Origin of the sequence: Janthinobacterium silvisoli (genome assembly GCF_014200725.1) — a bacterium.
GTDB lineage: Bacteria > Pseudomonadota > Gammaproteobacteria > Burkholderiales > Burkholderiaceae_D > Janthinobacterium.
In genome coordinates this window covers 882088-896741 of sequence record NZ_JACHCL010000002.1, presented here as the reverse complement: position 1 = coordinate 896741, position 14654 = coordinate 882088, and the positions used below count along the sequence as shown (strand labels likewise).

The window sequence follows — 14654 nt, the reverse complement described above, 5'->3', positions numbered from 1 at the left end:
AGCTGGCTCAACTACCGTTCGGCCAGCTGCACATCCCACCAGATGGGCAGCAGCTGGCGGATTTCCGGCCGCGCAAAGCGGTCGTCGATCAGGTAGACCACTCCCTTGTCCGATTGCGTGCGGATCACGCGGCCGGCCGCCTGCACCACTTTCTGCATGCCGGGATATAAATACGTGTAGTCGTAGCCGGCGCCGAAAATGTCGCCCATGCGCTGGCGTATCTGTTCATTCACGGGATTGATCTGCGGCAAGCCCAAGGTGGCGATAAAGGCGCCGATCAGGCGCGCGCCAGGCAAGTCGATACCTTCGCCAAATGCGCCGCCCAGCACGGCAAAGCCGATGCCGCGCGTTTCCAGGCCAAAACGTCCTAAAAATTGCGTCCGGGCGCCATCGTCCATGCGGCGTGGTTGCAGCCAGATGGGGACGTCAGGAAAGTGCTGCGCGAACAAGGTGGCCGTCTTTTCCATGTAATCAAAGCTGCTGAAGAACGCCAGGTAATTACCCGGTGTTTCCGCATACTGGCGCGCCATCAGCTCGGCGATGGGTAACAGCGATGCGGCGCGATGCTGGTAGCGCGTGGAAATGGTATCGGCCACGCGCACGGCCAGCTGCTCGGCCTGGAATGGCGATTCCACATCGACCCAGGCCGTGCTCTCCGGCATGCCCAGAGTGTCGCTGTAGTAATTCCAGGGACTCAGGGTGGCGGAAAACAGGGCCGTGCTGCGGCTCGCTTCAAAGCGCGATTTCAGGAACGGCGCTGGCACGATATTGCGGATGCAGACGGTGGAACCGCTGGCCGTTTTGCTGACGTCGAACAAGGAATGGTCGCCAAAGCTTTCGGCCAGCCGGTTCAGCAGCAGCACGTCAAAATAAAAGCGCTGCAACTCTTCATCGAGCGCGGCCGCGTGTTCGGTCATATAGTCGCCAAAAGCCGTGGCCACGTTTTGCAAGGCCGCAAAGAATTTTTCCGGCAGGGCAGGGTGAACCAGATAATCGCTATCCTGTTCCTTCAGCAACGCAGTCCACTGGCGCGATACCCGGTCCAGCGGCTTTTTCAGTGCTTCTGGCGCGATCTTGCGCAGCATTTTCAGTTCGGCCTGCTCCAGTTCGGCCGTGTACATGCCGCGCGTGCGGGCCACCATATTGTGGGCTTCATCGATCAGCACATTGACTTTCCAGTCGTTGGCGACCGTCATGCCGTACAGCATGGCGCTGTGGTCAAAATAATAGTTGTAGTCGCCGATGACGACATCGCTCCAGCGCGCCAGTTCCATGCCCAGGTAGTACGGGCACACGTCCAGCTGCAAGGCGATGGCGCGCACGGCTTCCTTGTCGAGTATCAAGCCGCTGGCCAGTGCCGCCGCACGCGCCAGCGGCAAGCGGTCATAAAAGCCCCGTGCCAGCGGACATGATTCACCGTGGCAAGCTTTATCAGGATGCGCGCAGGCGCTGGCCTTGGCGCTCAATTCCAGCACGCGCAGCGGCAGCAGCGGGGCGCTGTTTTTCACGATGGCGCAGGCGTCGAGCGCCATTTGCCGCCCCGGTACCTTGGCCGCCAAAAAAAACACCTTATCGAGGCCATGCGCGGCCGTAGCCTTGAGCATGGGAAACAGGCTGCCTACCGATTTGCCGATGCCCGTCGGCGCTTGCGCCAGCAGGCAGCAGGAGCGGGTGCTGGCTTTGTACATGGCTTCTGCCAGCTGGCGCTGACCCGGGCGAAATGTGGCATGGGGAAAGCTCATTGCTTTCAATTGTGTATCGCGGGCTTGCCGGTGCGCCAGCTCCTGTTCTGCCCATTCCAGGAACAAGCTGCAATGCTGCTCGAAATAGGTGCGCAGCGCCTCGGCCGTGCATTCCTCGTGCATCACGGTTTCTTTCTGGCTGGCGATATCGAAATACACCAGCGCCACGCGCAGCATGGGCAGTTGTAATTGCTGGCACAGCAAATGGCCATAGATGCGCGCCTGTGCCCAATGCAATTGCCGGTGGTTGGCCGGCATCTTGTCCAGTTCGCCCCGATAGGTCTTGATTTCTTCCAGCTGGCGCCGGGCCGGGTCGTAGCCATCGGCGCGGCCCCGCACATGTAGCGGACCGAAGTCGCCGGCCAGGCTGATTTCGCGCTGGTAATCATCATTGCGCCGGCCCGTGACGGTGGCGTGGCCGGCGATGCCTTCCTGCGAAGTGGGCGAGGGCGTGAAGCGCAGGTCCAGATCACCTATTTTGGCCGTGAATTCGCACAGGGCCCGTACTGCAATGGTGTACTTCATACGCGTACGTCCTGCCATTGCAGATAGCACACGCTGATCGGCATGGCGTGCTGGGCGCAATAGGCGATCCAGCGCTGCTGGTTGTCTTGCAGGCGGTCGCCCGGGCCTTTGACTTCGATCATGCGGTAGCGCCGTTCGGCTGGCCAGAACTGGATCAGGTCGGGCAAGCCGCTGCGGTTGCTTTTGATGTCGAGCAAGATACGTTCAAACGCCTTTTTCAAATGCATGGCGGGGATGCAAGTCAGTGCCAGCTCCAGCAAGCCATCATCGAGGACTTCCCAACTGACGAATGGCGAAACGATGCCTGCCTTGGCAGCGTAGGTGGAGCGTATCGTCGCCTGGTAGGCGCCGCTGTCGAGCTTTGCCAGGCAAGCCTGGAAATCGCCGCTGCGGCGTGGGTAAAAGTCAGCGTTGTGCAAGTCGGCCGGACCCCGGTGAAACGGGTGAAAAAAGGCGCCGGGAATAGCCTTGAAGATGGCCTGCCAGCACAGCAAGCCAAACAGCGAGTTGAGCAGGGTATTTTCCACGTAATACACGGGCGCGTCGTCTTGCGCCAGGTGTTGTTGCACTACCGCTTCCACATAACACGCTTGCTGTGGCGGCGGCAGCAGCAGGTCGATGCGGACCGCTTGCACGGCCGCGACTGCCGGCTGTTTCGGGTGGCCGAGCGTGCGCCGCAAGCGGGGCGCCATGCGTAGCAGCAACTGGCGCTCTGCCTCGCTTTCCGGCGCTTCCAGCGCGATGATCAGCCTGTCATAGGCCGCTTGCGGCTGTGTATCTTTTTCCAGCACGCGGATGGCGCGGGCGCGCGCACCGGGATAGCGGCAATCGGCATAAGCGCGGTAGGCGGCGAGCCAATCCTGGCATTTCTCCAGGTGCTGCCCGATCTGGAATTGCAGCTTTTCACGGCGGCTGGCCAGCCAGGGATTGTGTGCATCGCGCGCCGCCAGCGTTCCCAGTTGCAGCAGCACGTCGGCAGGCTCTACGCCTTCATTGAAGCGCTCGCGGCACTGGTGCAGCATTTCATAAAGCTCGATATCCTGGCGCGTGCCAAAACCGCGCGACTGGCTGGAAAATTCCACTTTTTCGTACTGGTACACGCCCAGGTCGGACAGCACGAATTCCGACCAGTCCTGGTGGTAGTTGCCAAAGTAAATCAGGCGCAGCCGGTCGCACAGGTCTTGATTGTCAATCCGGTACAGCAGATCATCGGATGCCGGATACCAGGCCGAGAAGGCTTGCTCCTGCGAATATTGCTCGCGCAGCGCTTCCAGTTGCTCGGCCTTGCGGGCCGCTTTCAAGGGAGCGGCAAGCTGGAATGCCTGGCTGATTTCGGGTTTCAGCAGCAACTCAAACAGTGCATCAAGCGAAATGGCAGGGTCCAGCTCTACCCATTTTAATTCCAGCAAGGGCAGGGCGGCGGCGCGTGTGTCGCCGATTTCCTCGTAGTTGAGTTTGCTGGCGCGGAACAGACAACCCTTGCGCATCACCAGACGCACAAATAGTGCGCGCGAAGGCAGCGGCAATAATGCGAACCGGCTAATGAAGCGCGTTTCTTCAGGGCTCAGCAAATCGGCATAACGCTCGCTGATCCAGTTCAGCACGCCCTGGAAATTGTCCAGATAGTACAGGGGATTTTCCAGGACTCTCAACATGGTGACGATAGGGTAATTCTAAAATAAGAAGATTTTACTGTGTTTATATACAGTTTAAACCTTCGCCCGCTGCTTGCCCAGCGATTTCATCTTTCTGACCTGCCTGCACACATAAATAAACATTTTAGTTTACTTATATTGTGCTCCCGCGTATATTCTTTCCATACACACATAATCAAGATACCCACCGAGCTCGCATGAAAAATGTCATCCTGATCACTGCCGCCTGTTTGCTGGGGCTGCTTTCCACCATCGGCGCCTCCCTTCCTTACCCGATACTGCCACCGCTGTTCGCGGCCGAAGCAGCCAATAATTTCAATCATTTCCTGGGCTTGCCGTCCAAATTGCTGTTCGGCCTGGCGCTGACCATCAATCCGCTGGGTTTGCTGATCGGTTCAGCCGTGCTGGGCCCGCTGTCGGACCGCTATGGCCGCCGCCCCTTGCTGATGCTCACGGCGCTGGGCGCCGCGCTAGGCCATGCGATTACGGCCTGGGCGCTGGTAATCCAGTCGTATCCGCTGTTTATCGTGGCCCGTTTTATTACCGGGCTGCTGGAAGGTAACAGCTCCGTGGCCCGCGCCATGCTGGCTGACCAGTTGCAGGGTTCCTTGCGTTTGCGCGCCATGTCCTGGCTGAACGGTGCATTTTATCTGGGCTGGCTGCTGGGCCCTATCCTGGCGGGGGCTACCCTGGTGTGGGGCATTACCGTGCCATTCTGGATTGCGGCGATCGCCTTGCTGCTGGTGGTGCCGCTGGTGGCCATCGCCTTGCCGCGTGAAGCGCCATCGCTGCTGACCACCTCGTGGTGGCAGGTGGCGCGCGACCGTCATTCGCTGAACTTGCTGCGCCACGAGCAATTGCGTACCTTGTTTATCGTGCAGCTGGCGCTGACTTGCGGCGTGGCCAGTTTCTACGAATTTTATCCTCTTTGGCTGGTTGAAATGGCTGGCTACAATGCGCAGGCGATTTCCTGGGTGAATGTGGGTCTGTGCGGCACCATGACCATCACTTCGCTGCTGACGGGCGGGCCGAACCGGCTACCACCGTTGTTGCGCGCCAGCTGGTATGCCTGTGGCGTGGCCTTGGCCGTAGGGATCTTGGCGCTGGGCAATATCTGGGTAGGCATCGTGGCCATCGTGCTATTCGGCATACCGAATGCCTTGTATAACACCGTGATCCAGGGCTGGTGCGCCGAGCGCTTCAGCGCACACGGGCAGGGCGCCGTGATGGGTTTGCTGGCCACCACTTTTTGCATTGCCAATATCGTCGTCGCGCTGGCAGGCTCCGCACTGATATTGATCGATACGCGCTTGATCCTCATCGCCGGCGCCTGCAGCGGTGCCTGGGCCGCCTGGCGCCTGAATAACTGGCGCCGCGAACTGGCCAGCAGCGACGCTGTCGCGCCAGAGGTGGTAGCGTGAATACCTTTGAGCAGACCTTGTTCCTGCTGAAGATGCGGGGGCCGCAAACGGCGCAGCAACTGGCGGTCCTGCTCGACATTACGTCGATGGGCGCGCGCCGCCAGCTGGAGGCGGGGCAAGAGAAAGGCTTGCTGCTCTTCGAGGACGTGGCCGACAAGGTGGGCCGTCCGTCGCGGCGCTGGCAATTGAGCGAGGCAGGCCATGCGCGCTTTCCCGACCGCCATGCCGACCTGACCCTGGAATTGATCGCGCAAGTGAAAACGCTGTTTGGTGAGGCAGGCCTTGATAAACTGATCGCCGCGCGCGAGCAGAGCAGTGAAGCGGCTTACCGCAAGCTGATCGACGGCGACAGCACTTTGCTGCAGCGGGTGAACTTGCTGGCCGTGGCCCGCGATGGTGAAGGCTATATGGCCAATGCGGAAGTGCAGGATGACGGCAGCGTGCTACTGGTGGAAAACCATTGCCCCATCTGCGCGGCTGCCACGGCATGCCAGAATTTCTGCCGTTCGGAGCTGGCTATTTTTCAGCGGGTGCTGGGGGATGATTGCACGGTGGAGCGTAGTGAGCACCTGCTTGATGGTGGCAGGCGCTGCGTGTACAAGATAGTGCCAGTCGGGAGCTGATCCGAGGACCAGCTCCTGTTTCCTGGTTTTACTTCTTGGCAGCCTTGGGCTTGGCGGCAGGTTTTGCCTCCGTCGCCTTTTCCGATGCCTGCGCTACCTGCGCCGAGGCCTTGGCGATCTGTTCTTCCACGGTCTTGACGGCCTGCCTGGTGGCCTTGGTCACTTGCTCGTAGCCGAGGAAGGCGTTGTCGATGGCGGCCTTGACGATGGCGACGGCGTTTTCCGAACCGGGCGGCACGTTTTTCGTCACGTCGTAAATCAGCGCGCTCAAATTGCTTTTCGCTTCAGCCACATGGGCTTCGGCGGCCGTGGTGAATTCCGTATGGATTTCCTTGATGATGTCGTCCAGTTGCTGCTTATACGCTTTCGCGCCCGCCACACCCGGTTGCAACTGGGCGGCTGCCGCAGCCACGGCTGCTTTCGGGTCCTTGGCCTGACTGATTTCCTTGCCGGCTGCGATGCTGTCTTCGATACCGGATTTGGCGGTGGCCATGTTCAGCGCCAAGACCTGCTCCACGCCTTGCACGGCCTTGGTGGTCAGGGTGTTGAAGGTCATCAGCTGGAATTCAAACAGGGCCTTGGTGGCCGTTGCGAATTGTTCGGGATTGGTAAACATGTGGTCTCCTCGGTTTGAATAGATACTTGTTATCTTTCATACTTGTTCGACGCCGCTCATTGTCAACTGCTAACTGCCAGCGCTTAAGGTCAAGCCGGTTGCCCCGTGTTGTTATGCCCCCATTATTTAACAGGCGCCGGTTTTTCGCAACGGCTATCTTTGTAGGGGCCGGAGGCCAGTTCCCAGCCAAATCCCAGCGTGGACTGGGCGCACGACAGGGTGCCATCGACCTTGCTGCGCCATTTGTACCAGGGTGCCGGTTCGGCCGAGGCGCCAGCGCAGGCGGCCAGCAGGGCGACGGCGATACAGTATTTCATCATGCTTGTGGCTCCAGAAGAATGCTTGCGCATATTGTAGCGCTACCAGCGTTCAAGAGTCGGCCGGCTGGGGCGCCACGGCGGGCAATTGCATGGTAAAGGTGGTGCCGCCGCCTGCATCGCTGGCAGCGTCGATATGCCCGCCCAGCACACCCGTGACGATGTTGTGCGCCACGTGCAGGCCCAGGCCCGAGCTGCCGGAACCGAGCGTGGTGGTGAAGAAGGGGTCGTAGATATGCGGCAGGTCGTGGGCGCTGATGCCCGTGCCATTGTCGGATACCGAGACGGTGACCGTTTGTCCATCGTCGCTGCCGTGCGCTGCGATGATGATGGCGCCGCCGCTGCGGCCATCGAAGGCATGCCGCAAACAGTTTTCCAGCAGATTGGCCAGCACTTGCCCCAGCGGGCCGGGGTAGCTGTCCATGGCCAGGTCGTCCGGCACGTCTTGTGCCAGGCTCACGCGGGCCTCTTTCAGTTGCGCCGACATCGGCACCATCTGTTCGGCGATGAACTGGCGCAGCTGGAAATGGCGCCGTTGCGAGCGGGTGCGGTCCACGGCGATCTGCTTGAAGCTCGACACCAGGTCGGCCGCGCGCTGCAGGTTGCGCAGCATGATGGCGTCCGCTTCGCCTGCCTGCGCCAGGTAGGTGTCCAGTTCCGATCTGCGCAAGCCATCCTGCAGGCCAGCCTGGATGTTGCGCGTGTTTTCGGCCATGGTGGTGGCCACTACCAGGCTGTTGCCGATCGGCGTATTGAGTTCATGCGCGATGCCGGCCACCAGCGCCCCCAGCGCGGCCAGCTTGTCGCGCCGTACCAGTTCGGCCTGCGTGATGGACAGGTTTTCCAGCGCGGCTGCCAGTTCGCGGTTGGCTTGCTCTGACTGTTCCTTGGCCAGGGTGAGGGCGGCCGTGCGTTCGGCCACCAGGTCTTCCAGGTGGGTGCGGTGGCGCTGCAGTTCGCGTTCATGGCGCATGCGGCTGATCGCGATGCCGGCCATGTCGGTCGCCGCATCGATCAGGCTCAGGTCTTGCGCGTTAGGGCTGCGCACTTCGCGGTAATACATGGCAAACGAGCCCAGCACGACGCCATCCTGGCTGAAGATGGGCCGCGACCAGCAGGCGCGCAGGCCGAATTGCGCGGCCAGTTCGCGGTAGGGCGCCCACAGCGGATCGTGCATGATGTCGCTGACGACCACGGCTTCTCGCCGGAACATGGCGGTACCGCAGGAGCCCACACCGGGGCCGATTTCCGCGCCTTCCAGCAAGGCCATGTACTCGGGCGGCAAACTGGGTCCGGACGCGCTGTGCATATGTCGCCCATCGTCGTCGAGCAGCATGATGGAGCAATACACGCCGCGCGACTGGCCTTCGATCAGCAGCAGTAGCCGGTCCAGCGTGGGGATCAGCGGCGCACCCTTGGCCACCATTTCCAGCAAGGTATTTTGTCCCGCCCGCAAGGCTTCGGCCAGGTTGCGTTCGGTCAAGTCGGCCACGCGCGTATGCACCAGCTGGCGGCCCGGCACGGCCAGGCGCATCAAGCGGATTTCGCACTCGATAGGGTGATTGTCGCGATGGCGGCAGGTGGCGCGGAAGGCTGCGATCCTGCCTTGCAGGGTGGCGTCCAGCTTTTGCTGCAGCAGTTGCATCGACGGCTGGCCGTCGGCCTGTTTTTGCGGAAATAGCGGCACAAGGCCGCCTTGCAGCAGCGCTGCCTGTGGCAAGCCGAACAGTTCTTCCGCCAGATGGTTGGAATCGATCAGCACCTCATTATCGATATCGAACAGCAGCACGGCGTCGGGCGAACCGGCCAGGATCGAGTGGTAATTGACTTCCAGTGTCTGTGGATGCAAGGGGCGCGGTGGGACGGCAGCGGCAGGCGGGGGCGCGGCTGCCTTGGTATTTTCCTTTGCATCTGCCTTGTACAGCGCCAGTTCCATCAGGATTTTTTCTGCCACATCGCGCGCATTGAAGGGCATCTTGATATAGTCGCTGGCGCCGGCGCCTACGCTGCGGCCCTGCTCCTCGGCGCTGGGCGTGGCCGACATCAGCAGCAGCGGCACGCCATGGCGCCCGCCAGCATTGCGCAGCCGCATGCAGGTCGCGCCGATATTCGTGCCAGCCAGCGCCGCGTCGAGCAAAATCAGATCGGTGCCGTGGGCGGCCAGTTGCACGCCTTCATCGATATCGCCGGCCACACCCGTGCCGAGGTTATGCCGGTCCAGCACATACAGCAGTTCGCGCACGTCATTTGTCGCATTGCTGACCAGTAGCACCTTGGCCCGGTCAGCGAGTGAGGACATCAACTGATTCATGGCATTGCACCCCTTATGCCTGTCTGCAGATCCGTGTCGCTGATATTACATCAAGGTAATGGAAAGTATATTATCAATACGATAATTTTCGTTGGTAAAGCCTGCTTGATCAAGCTGCCCTGGCGACGTCCCCGGCGGCTTTGACGTCCTCGCGCGCCTGTTCGATGCGTGGATAATTATCCTCTATCCAGTCGACCAGCACCGCCAGCCGTTCGGCCGCTTCGCGTCCCAGCGGCGTCAGGCTGTATTCGACTTTCGGCGGGATCACCAGGTAAGCCTGGCGCAGCACAAAACCGTCACTGACAAGGGCGTCCAGCGTTTGCGCCAGCATTTTTTCGCTGACGCCACCCACTTCACGGCGCAATTCGCTGAAACGGCGCGTACCGCTCAGCAGCAATACTTGCACCAGCACCGCCCAGCGGCTGGTCAGGTGGCTGAGCACGGCGCGTGACGGGCAGGCGGCTGCCATCAGCTGCGCGCCCTGGTTTTGGCGGGTCAGGGCAGCGCGCAGGCTGGCGCCGGGTGTGTCGATGTCCATGATAGGGTTCCTTGGGGCGTCTGATACGTTTATCTTCATACTTACAAAAAGGTACGTACTTACAATTCGAAAGTAATGACCGTATTATAGATCCACACCACTCACCTTCAAAGGAAAAATCATGATCGTCATTACCGGCGCCACAGGCAATCTGGGCCAGCTCGTCATCGCCAACCTGCTCAAAACCGTACCTGCAGGCAATATCATCGCCGCCGTGCGCAATCCGGCCAAGGCCGTTCATCTGGCAGAGCAAGGTGTGCAAGTGCGCCAGGCTGATTACAACGATGGCGCCAGTCTCGACGCTGCTTTCAAGGGCGCGACGAAAATCCTCCTGATTTCATCGAGCGAAGTGGGCCAGCGCGCTACCCAGCACCAGAACGTGATCGATGCGGCCAAGCGCGCCGGCGTCAGCCTGCTGACCTACACCAGTTTGCTGCGTGCCGACACCACGCCGCTGGGCCTGGCGGCCGAACATGTCACGACTGAAAAAGCCATTCGTGCTTCTGGCCTGCCATCGAGCATCTTGCGCAATGGCTGGTACCTGGAAAACCATGTGGAGCACCTGGCGCCCGTGCTGGAGCATGGCGTGGTCTTGGGCGCGGCCCAGCAAGGACGTTTCTCGTCGGCGGCGCGCGACGATTATGCGGCTGCTGCTGCTGCCGTACTGACCGCGGATACACCGCAAGCCGTGTACGAATTGGCCGGCGATAGTGGTTTCACCCTGAGCGACTACGCCGCCGAAGTGGCGCGCCAGTCGGGCAAGGCCATCGTCTACAAGGATTTGCCGCAGGCGGACTTCAAGGCGGCGCTGGTTGGCGTGGGCGTGCCGGAAGGTTTTGCCGACCTGCTGTCAGATTCCGATGCGGGCGCGGCCAAGGGTGCCCTGGAAGACAATGGCAAGCAATTGAGCGCGTTGATCAAGCGTCCGACGCGCACCCTGGCGGAAGCGGTCAAGGCTGCATTAGCCAAGTGAGGTAAGAAGTGAGGATGGCGCTACGGCGCCATCACATTGCTGGGCCCAAATGAAAAAAGCCGCAAACTCGTGAAAGTTTGCGGCTTTTTTGCGAATTCGGTAATGGTGCCCACGGAGGGACTCGAACCCCCACACCCAAAGGCACATGGACCTGAACCATGCGCGTCTACCAATTCCGCCACGTGGGCATTGATACTGCTATTTTTACTGCGTACTACTCGTATTGCTACTGCTATTACTGCGGACTACAACGATGAACAACCCGTTGCTGGTAGTGGTGCCCACGGAGGGACTCGAACCCCCACACCCGAAGGCACATGGACCTGAACCATGCGCGTCTACCAATTCCGCCACGTGGGCATTGATACTGCTATTTTTACTGCGTACTACTCGTATTGCTACTGCTATTACTGCGGACTACAGCGATGAACAACTCGCCGCTGGTAGTGGTGCCCACGGAGGGACTCGAACCCCCACACCCGAAGGCACATGGACCTGAACCATGCGCGTCTACCAATTCCGCCACGTGGGCATTGTTACTGCTTGCTACTCTTTGCTATCGCTGCGTGTTCTGCAGCGAGGACAAAATCATAAGGGGTGGCGGCCATTCGGTCAATGAGGATTTCGGTGTTTTCTTCAAGAAAGTTCATTTTTATGTGAAAAATGCGGATTTCCTTCTTCTCGGGCAGATAAATGCCTGTTTTTTCAGCGGATATGAAGTTTTCTGCGAGTGCAGTGAATGAGGGGCGGGAGGTGCGGTTCAGTATCCGGGGTATTCATGCGACGCGATGCGGAGTGGAAATGAAAAAAGCCGCAAACTCGTGAAAGTCTGCGGCTTTTTTGCGAATTCGGTAATGGTGCCCACGGAGGGACTCGAACCCCCACACCCAAAGGCACATGGACCTGAACCATGCGCGTCTACCAATTCCGCCACGTGGGCACTGATGCTTCAACTACATATTACTGCAACTCTGCTATTATAGCGACTTGAAGAGTTTTGCGCCAGATGAACTTTCGTTCCATACTGCACATCAACCCTGTACCGCTATCCTGCAACTGCACACCGATGAAGGTTTGTCGCTGCAAGAGACCAAGATTATAGAGCAATATTTGTCGAAGTCAAATGCCTTGCGCGCCTTTTTCACTTTTTTTCATCGACGTCCTGACTGGCCTGTTCCAAACTCTGTTGATGCGCCGCTTGCACCACACAAGAAGGCACTGTCCGTTAGGCAAACCGGGGCGACCTCCGGTACACTAGCGGGTATCGCCGTGTCAATATTGACTATTGACGGTGATGTCATCGGCCTGTGTCTCGTTTGATCACCGTTTGATCACTGTCAATAACAAACTATAGAAATACTTTTGAGCCAAAATACCCACACCATCCCCAGCCGGGAGGACATTCTCGGCATATTCCGCAGCGTCAACGCGCCTCTCGATCCGCAGTCACTCGGGAAAACGCTGCAAGTGCATGCCGATTCCATGGATGTCCTGCTGCGTCGCCTGAAGGCGATGGAGCGCGACGGACAGCTCAAGTCTGACGCCAGCGGGATCTTCGTGCTGGCCGACCAGAGCGCGCTCGTCGCCGGCCGGGTCATGAGCCACCGCGATGGCTTCGGTTTCGTCATTCCCGACGACGCCAGTGCCGACCTGTTCCTGCCTGAAAAGGAAATGCAGAAAGTACTGCATGGCGACAAGGTCATGGCCCGCATCGTCGGCACGGACCGCCGTGGCCGTCCGGAAGGCACGATCGTGGAAGTCACGCACCGCGCGAACACCCACGTGATCGGCCGTTTGATCCAGGAAAACGGTAGCTGGGTGGTGGCGCCGGAAGACCAGCGCATCGGCCAGGATATTTTGGTGACGGGCTCGGTTGGCAAGGCCAAGGCAGGGCAGATCGTCAGCGTCGAACTGACCGAGCAGCCGATGCGCTTCAAGCAGCCGGTTGGCAAGATCGTCGAAGTGCTGGGCGCGCTCGACGACCCCGGCATGGAAATTGAAATCGCCGTGCGCAAATTCGGCGTGCCGCATGTCTTTTCCGCTGCCGCACTGAAACAGGCTGAAAAACTGCCGTTCGAAGTGCGCGACGCCGACCTGAAAGACCGGGTCGATCTGCGCGACGTGCCTCTGGTCACTATCGATGGCGAAGATGCGCGCGACTTCGACGATGCCGTGTATTGCGAGCCGGTCAAAGTTGGCCGCGCCAACTGCTTCCGCCTGATCGTGGCGATTGCCGACGTCAGCCATTATGTGAAGCCGAACGATGCGCTCGATGGCGACGCGCTCGAACGCAGCACCTCCGTCTACTTCCCGCGCCGCGTGATCCCGATGCTGCCGGAAAAACTGTCGAATGGCCTGTGCTCGCTCAATCCAGCCGTTGACCGCTTGACCCTGGTGTGCGACGCCGTCGTCAGCGACAAGGGCGAACTGAAGGCTTACCAGTTCTATCCGGCCGTAATCCATTCGGCTGCGCGCCTGACGTATGACGAAGTGGCCGCCGTGCTGGGCAACACCAAGGGTCCGGAAGCGGCCCGCCGCGCAGACATTCTGCCGCACCTGCAAAACCTGGAACTGGTGTACCGCGCCTTGCTGAAAGCACGCACGGAGCGAGGCGCCATCGATTTCGAGACGACCGAAACCTATATCGTCTGCAATACGGCCGGCAAGATCGAAAAGATCATCCCGCGCACGCGCAACGAAGCGCACAAGATCATTGAAGAGTGCATGCTGGCGGCCAACGTCTGCGCCGCCGATTTGTTGTTGCGTAACAAGCATCCAGGCACTTACCGCATTCACGCCAGCCCGACCAAGGAAAAGCTCACGCAAGTGCGCACCTTCCTGAAACAGGTAGGCCTGAACCTGACGGGTGGCGATACGCCATCGGCCTCGGATTACCAGACCCTGATGCAGCAGATCAAGCTGCGTCCCGACGCGGCCCTGCTGCAAACGATGTTGCTGCGTTCGATGCAGCAAGCCGTCTATAGCCCGGACAATATCGGCCACTTCGGTCTGGCGTACGAGGCGTATGCCCACTTCACCAGTCCGATCCGCCGCTACCCGGACTTGCTGACGCACCGCGCTATCAAGGCCATCTTGCAAGGCAAAAAGTACGAGCCGAAGCTGTCCGAGAAGACCGTGCTGAACACCAATGTGTCGAACGCCACGCGCAAGCAGCAGGCCAAGGACAAGGCTGAGGGCAAGCCGAAGAAGGCCGATCCGACCATCTGGGATGCGCTGGGCGTGCATTGCTCGGCCAACGAACGCCGCGCCGACGAAGCGTCGCGCGATGTCGAAGCCTGGCTGAAGTGCTACTTCATGCAGGACAAGCTGGGCGAGCAGTTCACCGGCACCATCACCGGCGTGACCACCTTCGGCGTGTTCGTGCAGCTCGATACCCTGTTTGTCGAAGGCCTGGTGCATGTCACCGAATTGGGCACCGACTACTTCCAGTACGACGATGCGCGCCATGAATTGCGCGGCGAACGCACGGGCAAGCGCTATCAGCTGACCGACCGTCTGACGGTGCAGGTAGCCCGGGTTGACCTGGAAACGCGCAAGATCGATCTGCGCCTGGTCACCGACGCCGAACTGGCGGGCGAAGAAGCCGCTGCCAAGCCAAACGGCGCCAAGCGCAAGGGCGAGAAAAAATCCATGGTCAAGCCAGGTCCGGCGACGGAACAGCGCCATGAAATCAAGGCCAGCGTCAATGTGAACCATGGCGGTAATGGCGCCAAGCCGCCTGCAAAGGCTGGCAAGACCAAGCCGGTTGCCAAGGCTGCGCCAGCACCAGCGCCAAAGGCAGTCGCGAAAGCTGCTCCGAAGGCTAAAGCCACGGCCGTTGCCAAGGCTGAACCTAAACGCAGCAAAAACGCTACGGCGGCACCACGTGCAGCAAAAACTGTATCAAAAACAAGCAAAAAGAAGTAATCAGCG

General features: G+C 59.9%; 11 protein-coding genes and 4 tRNA genes. 5 read left to right on the top strand and 10 right to left on the bottom strand.

Annotated elements, in window-relative coordinates:
- Positions 1-11 precede the first annotated feature (11 nt).
- On the bottom strand, positions 12-2267 hold the full coding sequence (locus tag HDE75_RS14175) for an ATP-dependent DNA helicase (RefSeq protein ID WP_183677066.1): 2256 nt from the start codon (positions 2265-2267) through the stop codon (positions 12-14).
- A complete protein-coding gene (locus HDE75_RS14170; protein WP_183677067.1) occupies positions 2264-3922 on the bottom strand; it encodes a VRR-NUC domain-containing protein in 1659 nt (552 codons plus the stop codon). Before HDE75_RS14170 ends, HDE75_RS14175 begins: the two co-directional genes overlap by 4 nt.
- A 197-nt stretch (positions 3923-4119) precedes the next feature.
- On the opposite strand from HDE75_RS14170, the gene HDE75_RS14165 reads away from it, so the two are divergent.
- Both HDE75_RS14165 and HDE75_RS14160 read left to right on the top strand, forming a co-directional pair.
- Positions 4120-5343, top strand: coding sequence for an MFS transporter (locus HDE75_RS14165; RefSeq protein ID WP_183677068.1), 1224 nt, complete (start codon positions 4120-4122; stop codon positions 5341-5343).
- Positions 5340-5966, top strand: a complete 627-nt coding sequence (locus tag HDE75_RS14160) for a helix-turn-helix transcriptional regulator (RefSeq protein WP_183677069.1) — start codon at positions 5340-5342, stop codon at positions 5964-5966. Before HDE75_RS14165 ends, HDE75_RS14160 begins: the two co-directional genes overlap by 4 nt.
- A 28-nt stretch (positions 5967-5994) precedes the next feature.
- Here HDE75_RS14160 and phaP read toward each other — a convergent pair whose 3' ends face one another.
- The 4 genes from phaP to HDE75_RS14140 form a co-directional block, all read right to left on the bottom strand.
- Complete coding sequence (gene phaP / locus HDE75_RS14155; protein WP_183677070.1) at positions 5995-6582, bottom strand: TIGR01841 family phasin; 588 nt, start codon at positions 6580-6582, stop codon at positions 5995-5997.
- 122 nt (positions 6583-6704) lie between these two features.
- Positions 6705-6902: a hypothetical protein gene (locus HDE75_RS14150; RefSeq protein WP_311735114.1), complete on the bottom strand. Its 198-nt coding sequence runs from the start codon at positions 6900-6902 to the stop codon at positions 6705-6707.
- A gap of 49 nt (positions 6903-6951) precedes the next feature.
- On the bottom strand, positions 6952-9198 hold the full coding sequence (locus HDE75_RS14145; RefSeq protein ID WP_260174051.1) for an ATP-binding protein: 2247 nt from the start codon (positions 9196-9198) through the stop codon (positions 6952-6954).
- Between the two features lie 121 nt (positions 9199-9319).
- A complete protein-coding gene (locus HDE75_RS14140) occupies positions 9320-9748 on the bottom strand; it encodes a winged helix-turn-helix transcriptional regulator (RefSeq protein WP_183677072.1) in 429 nt (142 codons plus the stop codon).
- Positions 9749-9869: 121 nt separating this feature from the next.
- On the opposite strand from HDE75_RS14140, the gene HDE75_RS14135 reads away from it, so the two are divergent.
- The gene (locus HDE75_RS14135) at positions 9870-10721 is read left to right on the top strand and encodes an NmrA family NAD(P)-binding protein (RefSeq protein WP_183677073.1); all 852 of its coding nucleotides are present in this window, start codon (positions 9870-9872) and stop codon (positions 10719-10721) included.
- 103 nt (positions 10722-10824) lie between these two features.
- Here the strand turns inward: HDE75_RS14135 and HDE75_RS14130 are convergent.
- The 4 genes from HDE75_RS14130 to HDE75_RS14115 all read right to left on the bottom strand — a co-directional run bounded on the left by HDE75_RS14130 (position 10825) and on the right by HDE75_RS14115 (position 11661).
- Positions 10825-10909: transfer RNA gene (locus tag HDE75_RS14130), tRNA-Leu, on the bottom strand.
- 87 nt (positions 10910-10996) lie between these two features.
- Positions 10997-11081, bottom strand: a tRNA-Leu gene (locus HDE75_RS14125).
- Between the two features lie 87 nt (positions 11082-11168).
- Positions 11169-11253: transfer RNA gene (locus HDE75_RS14120), tRNA-Leu, on the bottom strand.
- 323 nt (positions 11254-11576) lie between these two features.
- A tRNA-Leu gene (locus HDE75_RS14115) sits at positions 11577-11661 on the bottom strand.
- Positions 11662-11708: 47 nt separating this feature from the next.
- On the opposite strand from HDE75_RS14115, the gene HDE75_RS14110 reads away from it, so the two are divergent.
- Positions 11709-12041 carry a hypothetical protein gene (locus HDE75_RS14110; protein ID WP_183677074.1) on the top strand — a complete coding sequence of 111 codons (333 nt, stop codon included), beginning with the start codon at positions 11709-11711 and terminating at the stop codon, positions 12039-12041.
- A gap of 42 nt (positions 12042-12083) precedes the next feature.
- Positions 12084-14648, top strand: a complete 2565-nt coding sequence (gene rnr, locus HDE75_RS14105) for a ribonuclease R (protein ID WP_183677075.1) — start codon at positions 12084-12086, stop codon at positions 14646-14648.
- Positions 14649-14654 lie beyond the last annotated feature (6 nt).

Coding starts and splice junctions, on each gene's coding strand:
- phaP (WP_183677070.1), bottom strand. CDS start 6,582: ATGTTTACCAATCCCGAACAATTCGCAACGGCCACCAAGGCCCTGTTT.
- HDE75_RS14140 (WP_183677072.1), bottom strand. CDS start 9,748: ATGGACATCGACACACCCGGCGCCAGCCTGCGCGCTGCCCTGACCCGC.
- HDE75_RS14145 (WP_260174051.1), bottom strand. CDS start 9,198: ATGTCCTCACTCGCTGACCGGGCCAAGGTGCTACTGGTCAGCAATGCG.
- HDE75_RS14135 (WP_183677073.1), top strand. CDS start 9,870: ATGATCGTCATTACCGGCGCCACAGGCAATCTGGGCCAGCTCGTCATC.
- HDE75_RS14170 (WP_183677067.1), bottom strand. CDS start 3,922: ATGTTGAGAGTCCTGGAAAATCCCCTGTACTATCTGGACAATTTCCAG.
- HDE75_RS14175 (WP_183677066.1), bottom strand. CDS start 2,267: ATGAAGTACACCATTGCAGTACGGGCCCTGTGCGAATTCACGGCCAAA.
- HDE75_RS14165 (WP_183677068.1), top strand. CDS start 4,120: ATGAAAAATGTCATCCTGATCACTGCCGCCTGTTTGCTGGGGCTGCTT.
- HDE75_RS14150 (WP_311735114.1), bottom strand. CDS start 6,902: ATGATGAAATACTGTATCGCCGTCGCCCTGCTGGCCGCCTGCGCTGGC.